Annotated in this window: 9 protein-coding genes; 4 read left to right on the top strand and 5 right to left on the bottom strand. The window is 41.1% G+C overall.

The annotated features are described in order from the left end of the window. The 4 genes from VJ937_RS07195 to VJ937_RS07210 form a co-directional block, all read left to right on the top strand. On the top strand, window positions 1–372 hold a 372-nt coding region (locus VJ937_RS07195; RefSeq protein ID WP_324066222.1), incomplete at its 5' end, for a hypothetical protein. Between the two features lie 54 nt (window positions 373–426). Then, window positions 427–876: a GatB/YqeY domain-containing protein gene (locus tag VJ937_RS07200; protein WP_324066223.1), complete on the top strand. Its 450-nt coding sequence runs from the start codon at window positions 427–429 to the stop codon at window positions 874–876. Between the two features lie 186 nt (window positions 877–1062). Then, window positions 1063–1926 carry an alpha/beta hydrolase gene (locus VJ937_RS07205; protein ID WP_324066224.1) on the top strand — a complete coding sequence of 288 codons (864 nt, stop codon included), beginning with the start codon at window positions 1063–1065 and terminating at the stop codon, window positions 1924–1926. Window positions 1927–2030: 104 nt separating this feature from the next. Then, window positions 2031–2783, top strand: coding sequence for a glucose 1-dehydrogenase (locus VJ937_RS07210; RefSeq protein WP_324066225.1), 753 nt, complete (start codon window positions 2031–2033; stop codon window positions 2781–2783). A gap of 36 nt (window positions 2784–2819) precedes the next feature. Here VJ937_RS07210 and VJ937_RS07215 read toward each other — a convergent pair whose 3' ends face one another. From VJ937_RS07215 to VJ937_RS07235, 5 genes are all read right to left on the bottom strand, one after another. Further along, window positions 2820–3551: a class I SAM-dependent methyltransferase gene (locus VJ937_RS07215; protein WP_324066226.1), complete on the bottom strand. Its 732-nt coding sequence runs from the start codon at window positions 3549–3551 to the stop codon at window positions 2820–2822. Window positions 3552–3646: 95 nt separating this feature from the next. Beyond that, complete coding sequence (locus tag VJ937_RS07220) at window positions 3647–5545, bottom strand: amidophosphoribosyltransferase (protein WP_324066227.1); 1899 nt, start codon at window positions 5543–5545, stop codon at window positions 3647–3649. Beyond that, a complete protein-coding gene (locus VJ937_RS07225) occupies window positions 5542–6498 on the bottom strand; it encodes a transketolase family protein (RefSeq protein ID WP_324066228.1) in 957 nt (318 codons plus the stop codon). The genes VJ937_RS07220 and VJ937_RS07225 overlap by 4 nt, the downstream gene beginning before the upstream one ends. Further along, window positions 6485–7324 carry a transketolase gene (locus tag VJ937_RS07230; protein ID WP_324066229.1) on the bottom strand — a complete coding sequence of 280 codons (840 nt, stop codon included), beginning with the start codon at window positions 7322–7324 and terminating at the stop codon, window positions 6485–6487. Before VJ937_RS07230 ends, VJ937_RS07225 begins: the two co-directional genes overlap by 14 nt. A 13-nt stretch (window positions 7325–7337) precedes the next feature. Beyond that, window positions 7338–7811, bottom strand: a complete 474-nt coding sequence (locus tag VJ937_RS07235) for a hypothetical protein (protein ID WP_324066230.1) — start codon at window positions 7809–7811, stop codon at window positions 7338–7340. Window positions 7812–8146: the final 335 nt, after the last annotated feature.

Below are 8146 nucleotides of genomic sequence, written 5' to 3' on the forward strand. Positions count from 1 at the left end.
GGCGAAGAAAACTATGACGATGCCCAGGATGAACAAACTTCTGCATCAGACCAAAAAGAAGAGCATCTGCTTGAAATTGAAGGCACGCCTGAAAGAGAAGAAGATGAAATTGCTTTTGTCCCGGAAAGCACCGGTAATGAAAAACAACAGGACACAGACGGCAGAGAAAGAAAAAAAGCAGATACACTATGGGATACCAAAAAGCTTGAAGAACTGGAGGCGGTTCCTGCCTATATTCGCCGCAAAACAAAACTATCCGGAAACAAAACCACCGATGATAGTGAGGAAATATCAAGATACACATTAAGCGACGATGAAGATGGTCCTGACATCAATACGGACAATTCATATTTAAACAATAATGTGGATTAAGGTAAAATGATTTATAGTTTTGAACATTAATTTCAAATCATAAAAACCAAAACAATGAGTCTCGAAAAAGATATAACCCAGAAAATGAAAGAGGCCATGAAGGCCAAAAATAAACCAAAACTTGAAGCCATTAGGGCCATCAAAAATGCCATTCTGCAAGAAAAAACCAAAGCTGGCGGTGGTGATGAAATCGATGAAGCCACTGAAATGAAAATGCTGCAGAAACTGGTTAAGCAGCGCGAAGATTCAGCTGAGATATACAAAAAAGAAGGCCGGAATGAACTGGCTGAAAAAGAACTTTTTGAGGCCAATATCATTAAAGAGTTTCTACCTGAGCAACTCTCTGAAGATGAAATCAGAACAGAAATTGAAAAAATTATTACTGAAACCGGCGCCTCATCAATGAAAGACATGGGTAAAGTAATGGGCATGGCCAACAAGCAAATGGCCGGCCGGGCTGATGGAAAATTAATATCTGAAATTGTAAAAGCTAAATTGCAATAACTTTCTTTAGATTTAGAAAAGCGCCGGATGCAACCATTCGGCGTTTTTTTTGTTTAATGGTGGGATTTGTTTTCCAATGTCAGGTTCAACAATTAGCGTATTTTAAAAATTAAATTTGACACACAATGTTATTTTGTCTATTTTAGTTGAGGGGAGTTTACTGGGTATTAATTTAAATATACCGCAATGTCAAAAAATCCGGGGCAACCAACCATTACCAAAAGCCCGCAAGAGAAGGAAATTAAAATTAACAACCTCACCATCACGTACAAGGACAATGGTGTAAAGGGCGACCCTATTGTGTTTCTGCACAGTAGTTCACTTTCATCAGATACCTTTGAAAATCAGTTTTCAGCGAAAGAATTTCAAAATCACAGGCTTTTAGCTCCCGATTTACCAGGGCACGGCAAGAGCAAAGCACCAGCAGATCCGGACTTATTCTATACCATTGAGGGCCTCACACAAACCATGGTAAACTGGTTCGATGCCCTGAAAATTAAAAATGCAATTATGGTTGGACATGCACTCGGCGGACATCTTTTACTCAGCGCATGGCCACAAATACAGGATCGATGTAAAGCATTGGTTATTTTCGGCACCCCACCGTTCAGTAAACCCTCTTTTTTAGAACACAGCCATTATGACCACCCCGCCTATTCATTAACGTATCAGGCTAAACTCAACAATGAACAGTTAAATCAGTTAGCCAGTATTTTCGTAAAAAAAGGGAGCTTAAAACCCAGGGTCATTCTTGAGAGCATTAAAAAATCAGACCCGGCCATGCGACCAATTCTCGGAGCTTCGGTTTCGGAACCGGCCAACCTGAGCGATGAAGCAGAGAACCTGAAGCACCTTACACAGCCCATAGCTATTCTACTGGGGCGCTACGATCAAATGGTCAAAAGAACATATTTTGATCGCTTTGAAATTCCGACCCTTTGGAGAAAAAAGGTGCAGCTTATAGACAATGCCGGTCACTGCCCGCAAATTGAAAACCCAACTCAATTCAATCAATTTTTACAACAATTTTTGATTGACCAGCTTATTTAATTTTTTATTAAAGCTAATTTCCTATGATCGCCATTGGAGTATTTTTAATCGACTCCCGGGTTATAGCTCACTATTTTTTCCTATATTCAAAATAAAAAGTATCCATGAATCATCATTTACATAATAAAAATATCTTAATTACCGGGGCAAGCCGGGGAATAGGACTTGCAACAGCTCAATTATTTGCTAAAAAAGGCGCTCGGGTTATTATGGTAGCACGCAACCAGGAAAACCTGGATAAAGCTGCCCACGAGACAAAGGGCGAAACCTTTACTTATTCGGCAGATATGGCAAAAGTGGAGGACATCAAAAAGCTGGCTGCTTTTGTTAGCGAAAAATTCGGGCACCTTGATGTACTGGTAAACAATGCCGGTACCAACATTCGCAAACCTGTAAAAGATGTCTCTGATGGCGAATTTGAGCAAATTATGAACACCAACCTCCGCTCGGCATATGAGCTTACCAGAATGCTGTATCCGGCACTAAAAAAGGCCAAACAGGGCAATGTCATTTTCATGAGCTCTGTAGCAGGTCTCACCCACCTGCGCACAGGCGCCCTTTATGCCATGAGCAAAGCCGCAATGAACCAGCTCACAAAAAATCTCGCTGCCGAATGGGCCACAGATGGTATTCGCGTAAATGGTATTGCACCATGGTACATTGCCACTCCGTTGGCGAAACAAGTACTGCAGAACAAGCAATACAAAACAGAAGTGCTGAACAGAACGCCAATGAAACGTATAGGCGAGCCACATGAAGTAGCATCTGTTGTAGAATTTTTAAGCTCCCCGGGTGCCGGCTACATTACCGGCCAAACCATTGCTGTAGATGGTGGATTTTCAATTTACGGGTTCTGAAACCATTTCAAAACTACACCCTGACAAAAAGAGCATCTATGCTTTATACGCCCGTAGAACCAATGGCATTTGTGTATTCGAAATCGGGTGTTTTTTGTATGAGCTAAACATTTCCACATATTTAAAACCTGCCTTGTGTAGCAATTCACGTAATTCTTCAGGCCTTAAAGCAAAAAGCGGAGTTGTGTTTTGGATTGTCTGACCCGTTTGTTTTACGGTCAGTTCAGTATCGAAATCTACTAAGCGGCAATTTTTGCGGAAAGCATACTTTCGCCTGAAACGCACATAATCGTTTTCAATTAACGGCAATTCATCTATCTTTTCATCAAGAATATAGTTGTAGTTCAATATTTGAATGGCAAGACCGGCATTGCTGTTCAATAGATTGTATGCCTGGGCCAGAAAATTCAATATTTCACCAATTGATTGTAAATGCACCAAAGTATTTCCGTAGCAAATAATTAAATCGTATTGGTTTGTTCCAAACTGAGTTTCCATTTTGAGCATGTCGCCCACGAAGAAAGAATTGGAGCTGCTCCGTGATTTAGATTTAGCACGTTCAATCATCTCCACATCGAGGTCGAATGCATCAATGTGCTTACAAGAAGTCTCCAATGCAATAGCCATGTTACCAGTTGCACAACCAGCGTCCAGAACTACAGAATTAGCAGATACAAGCTCCCTGGTGAAATTCAGCGCAGGTTGCTTAAGCGGAAAAATGTGATCGTAAAAAGGTGCTATAGAATGGTAAAATTTACTTTTAGTCATATCGCATACTTTACCACTCTAATGAACTGAAATGGTATTTTGTTTTAAACTGATTCAGGCGTAAAAACTTTAAAAGATTTTCCGTAATCAGCTACTTAATATGCCCTTTCATTCTTTCCTTCGATAAAATTTATAAACGACTGATTTACAACCTTATTACCACCCGGTGTTGGGTAATTACCTGTAAAATACCAATCGCCTTTATCATTAGGTATTGCTTTATGCAGGTTTTCGATAGATTGATAAACAACTTTTACCTCAGCATTTATTCCACCATGCATCAATTCGGCAATTTTATCTGATATCTCCTGGGCTTTAAACGGAGCATAAATCTCTTTCACGTGATTTTTTACCTGTTCTTTAGGTAAATGCTCCTGCTCCTTACACTTTTTATACACTTCGTTAATAATAAAATATTGCCCCCGATCTTTCAACAACCCTATTGCCGCATTAAAGGCAATAAAATCAGACAGTTTGGCCATATCAATACCATAGCAATCGGGATAACGGATTTGTGGAGAAGATGATACCACAACGATACGCTTCGGATTTAAGCGGTCTAAAATGCGCAAAATACTGCGGCGCAATGTAGTTCCACGCACAATAGAATCATCTATAACCACCAGGTTATCTTTATTTGCTTCGACTGTTCCATAAGTGATGTCGTAAACATGTTCTACCAAATCGTCGCGCGACTCATCACCTGTAATGAATGTCCTGAGCTTGACATCCTTGATGGCAATTTTCTCTACACGTGGTCTTGCGTTGATAATTTTATGCAGTTCGGCTTTGGTATGATTTGCATCTTCGTTTCCAAGCTCATCCATCTTTTGCTGCAGCATGTGGGTTTCAATACCTTTCATCATGCCATAAAATGCAGTTTCAGATGTATTGGGAATAAATGAAAATACCGAATGATCGAGTTCTCCGTTCACAGCGTCGATAATTTGAGGAACGATGAGTTCACCAAGTTTCTTTCGCTCATTGTATATTTCACGGTCGCTTCCACGAGAAAAATATATTCGCTCAAAAGAGCATGATAAAACAGCTCCCGGCTCTTTAATCATCTCCTCGCTCCATGTACCATTTTTCTTCACAATTACGGCATGGCCCGGCTTCACAGGTTTAATTTTCTCCTCCGGAAGCTTCATCACCGTTTGTATAACAGCCCTTTCGGATGCACCTACCACAATCTCATCATCGGCATAATACCAGGCAGGACGTATGCCATTAATATCACGCATAATAAAAGCATCGCCATGACCAATAATTCCTGAAATAACATAACCGCCATCCCATTCGGCACTGGCATTAGCCAGAATCTTTTTAAGATCCAGATCACGCGCTATAGCAGCACTTATTTCTTTATGCGTAAGGCCCTGTTTTTTGAGTGTATCAAACAGCAGCTGGTTCTCTTCATCCAATTGATGACCAATTTGTTCCAGAATCGTAACCGTATCACTGTAACCTTTGGGATGCTGCCCAAGGTCTACCAGCGACTGAAACATTTCACCCACATTGGTCAGGTTAAAATTACCTGCTACCGCAAGATTTTTGCTTTTCCAGTTATTCTCGCGCATGACAGGGTGCACATTGTCAATATCGTTTTTCCCAAATGTACCATAACGTAAATGCCCCAGATAAATCTCGCCTGCAAAAGGCATATTACTTTTAGCCCATTGTGCATCTTTGAGTAATTCAGGGTTTTCATGCCGGACTGCATTAATGGGTTTACGCACCTCATCAAATACATCGACAATCGGATGGGAGGAGTTTGAGCGTGTACGGTCAATATAACGTGTGCCCGGCAATGTATCAAGTTTCACGGAGGCCATACCTGCGCCGTCCTGACCGCGATTACGCTGTTTTTCCATCATCAAATACATACGATTGATGCCATACATCCAGTTACCGTATTTCGATTGAAAATACTCCAGTGGCTTTAGTAGCCTGATAAAGGCAAAACCACACTCATGCTTAATTAACTCACTCATTTCTTAGCTTTATTTATCAGCACTTCATGGGCTGCTGTAACAATATTTTTTGACTTCAATTTATATTTTTCCATAAGCTCATCAGGTTGCCCCGATTCGCCAAATGTATCGTTTACACCAATAAATCTCATAGGACACGGAGCATATTCAGACAGCACCTCGGCTACGGCACTACCCATCCCTCCCATTATCTGGTGCTCTTCTGCAGTTACTATTGCTCCGGTTTCTGCAGAGGCTTTTATTAAGATTTCTCTATCAATTGGTTTAATTGTATGAAGATTAATTACCCTTGCAGAAACACCTCCGCTTTCCAGTTCTTTCGCGGCTTCAAGGGCTTCCCATACGAGATGGCCGGTGGCCACAATTGTTAAATCCACACCATCTTTGAGCAGTTGAGCTTTACCTATTTCAAATGCAATATCATCAGGCATAAAATCGGGCACTGCCTCACGTCCAAATCGCAGGTAAACAGGGCTGTCCTGATCTGTCAAAGCAGCTTTAATTGCCTGATTGGCCTGCGTGGCATCGCAGGGCGACAAAACAGTCATGTTTGGTAGCGAACGCATTATGGCTATATCTTCAAGCGCCTGGTGCGTGGCACCATCGGGGCCAACAGAAATTCCTGCATGTGCACCGCCAATTATCACATGAAGATTATTATAGCACACTGATATACGCACCTGATCGGTATTGCGCATTGCAGAAAAAACACCATAGGTAGCCATTACAGGTATTTTGCCCTCAAGCGCAAGGCCGGCAGCCACTCCTGTAATATTTTGTTCGGCGATACCCAGCGAATAAAAACGATCAGGGTGAGCCTCTGCGAAAAAATTCATATTCACCGAACCGGTGATATCTGCGCCTAAACCGATAATCTCCGGCATTTGGTCTGCTGCTTCTTTTAAACCCTTGCCAAAACCTACCCGCGTCGGAATGTAATCACGAATTTTCATGATAGTTCTGCTTTACCTGTGCAATAAAATTGTCGACATTTTCGGGGCGTGGTGGTTTACCATGCCAGGTATAATCGTTTTCTATTTCAACCACACCCGCACCCATTTTGGTGTGTGCAATTATAACCTGGGGTTGATTTGTTGCCTCTTTAACGACATCAAAACACCTCAAAATATCAATAATATCATTTCCATTACATTCGTGCACTTTCCAGTTAAAGGCCCTCCACTTATCTACCAACGGTTCAACACCCATAACCTGCTCCGTTGGACCATCAATTTGCACCCCGTTCCGGTCAACTATGGCCACCATATTATCAAGTTGGTAATTACCTGCAGCCATTGCTGCTTCCCAGATAGCACCTTCCTGAAGTTCGCCATCGCCATGAATGGAAAAAATACGATGATTGGCACCATTATGCTTTGCGGCCAATGCCATTCCCGTTGCTATACTGAGTCCCTGCCCCAGAGATCCGGCGGAGGTTTCAAGCCCCGGCGTATGGTGATCAGTGGCAGGATGACCTTGCAATCTCGATCCAAGTTTTCTTAATGTAGAAAGCTCTTCAACAGAAAAATAACCGCAATGGGCAAGTGTTGTATAAAAAATTGGGGCAACATGCCCTATGGAAAGTACTAACCGATCTCTATTCTCCCATTCGGGATTTTCCGGCTTGTGGTTGAGTTCTTTAAAATAAAGCGAAGTAAAAACATCGGCGAGACCTAAGCTGCCACCCAGATGCCCGGAGCCAGCAGCAGCGAGCGAGTTAATTACGCTGATACGTATTTCCATGGCTTTTTCTCTGAGTTGCCTTACCGATAATTTCATGTTTTTTGCATTCTTACGGTTTAATATCTCGTTGTAATTCCGGGTAATTAATCCGCGTTTTCACGATATAACAATCCGGAAAAATATCCACGATATTTCGATAATCTTCAAGTGCTTCATGGCGGTTGCGGTAATCACCTACACGAACCTTTATAAACGGAGGTTCATAGGTTGAATACACGCGTACCGGATCAAAATCAGGAAATTCCGATAAAAACTTTATACGAACATCTTTTGAACGGTCGCGTGAATCATTTCCAAAGCTGCTAAAAATTTGTATTCGGTAGCCATTTGAAATACCTCTCCGCCTTTGGTGGATTTTCACGTCTCTGTCCACAAGCAATCGCACAAGTGGATCCTGGTGTATATTTACCTCTCCTTTTCCACCGGTTGTATCTCTGAATATTTTAAAAATCGAGGCCGTATCGCTTTGCGCTAAAGTAGCGAAAGGCAAAATCATCATTATGATGAATAGTTTAAATTTCATGTTTTGACGCTTACTTAAGTTTTTCCACCGAAATTTCATTAATGTAGTATAATGCAATTTTTTTAATTGACTATTTTAAAACAGAACTAATCATTGCCTCCATTTCTTAAACTGTCAATTTATTTACAAATACCACAAAAGCTATTTACCAGTGATTTTAAAATTATTAAAGATCAAATACAAGACCAAAATCATATTACGATTTTGGCTGTACAAACGTACAAAATAATTCAATTGTATGTATATAGAAAATGTATCAATAGGGCTGAATACTTAGCACAGGAATAGGGGAATGATTTACCATTTGCTGTGCATATGGGCCAAGCCATATATTC

It is taken from the genome of Salinivirga sp. (assembly GCF_035268865.1).
In the GTDB taxonomy this organism is placed as follows: domain Bacteria; phylum Bacteroidota; class Bacteroidia; order Bacteroidales; family Salinivirgaceae; genus Salinivirga.

Coding starts and splice junctions, on each gene's coding strand:
- VJ937_RS07200 (WP_324066223.1), top strand. CDS start 427: ATGAGTCTCGAAAAAGATATAACCCAGAAAATGAAAGAGGCCATGAAG.
- VJ937_RS07205 (WP_324066224.1), top strand. CDS start 1,063: ATGTCAAAAAATCCGGGGCAACCAACCATTACCAAAAGCCCGCAAGAG.
- VJ937_RS07210 (WP_324066225.1), top strand. CDS start 2,031: ATGAATCATCATTTACATAATAAAAATATCTTAATTACCGGGGCAAGC.
- VJ937_RS07215 (WP_324066226.1), bottom strand. CDS start 3,551: ATGACTAAAAGTAAATTTTACCATTCTATAGCACCTTTTTACGATCAC.
- VJ937_RS07220 (WP_324066227.1), bottom strand. CDS start 5,545: ATGAGTGAGTTAATTAAGCATGAGTGTGGTTTTGCCTTTATCAGGCTA.
- VJ937_RS07225 (WP_324066228.1), bottom strand. CDS start 6,498: ATGAAAATTCGTGATTACATTCCGACGCGGGTAGGTTTTGGCAAGGGT.
- VJ937_RS07230 (WP_324066229.1), bottom strand. CDS start 7,324: ATGAAATTATCGGTAAGGCAACTCAGAGAAAAAGCCATGGAAATACGT.
- VJ937_RS07235 (WP_324066230.1), bottom strand. CDS start 7,811: ATGAAATTTAAACTATTCATCATAATGATGATTTTGCCTTTCGCTACT.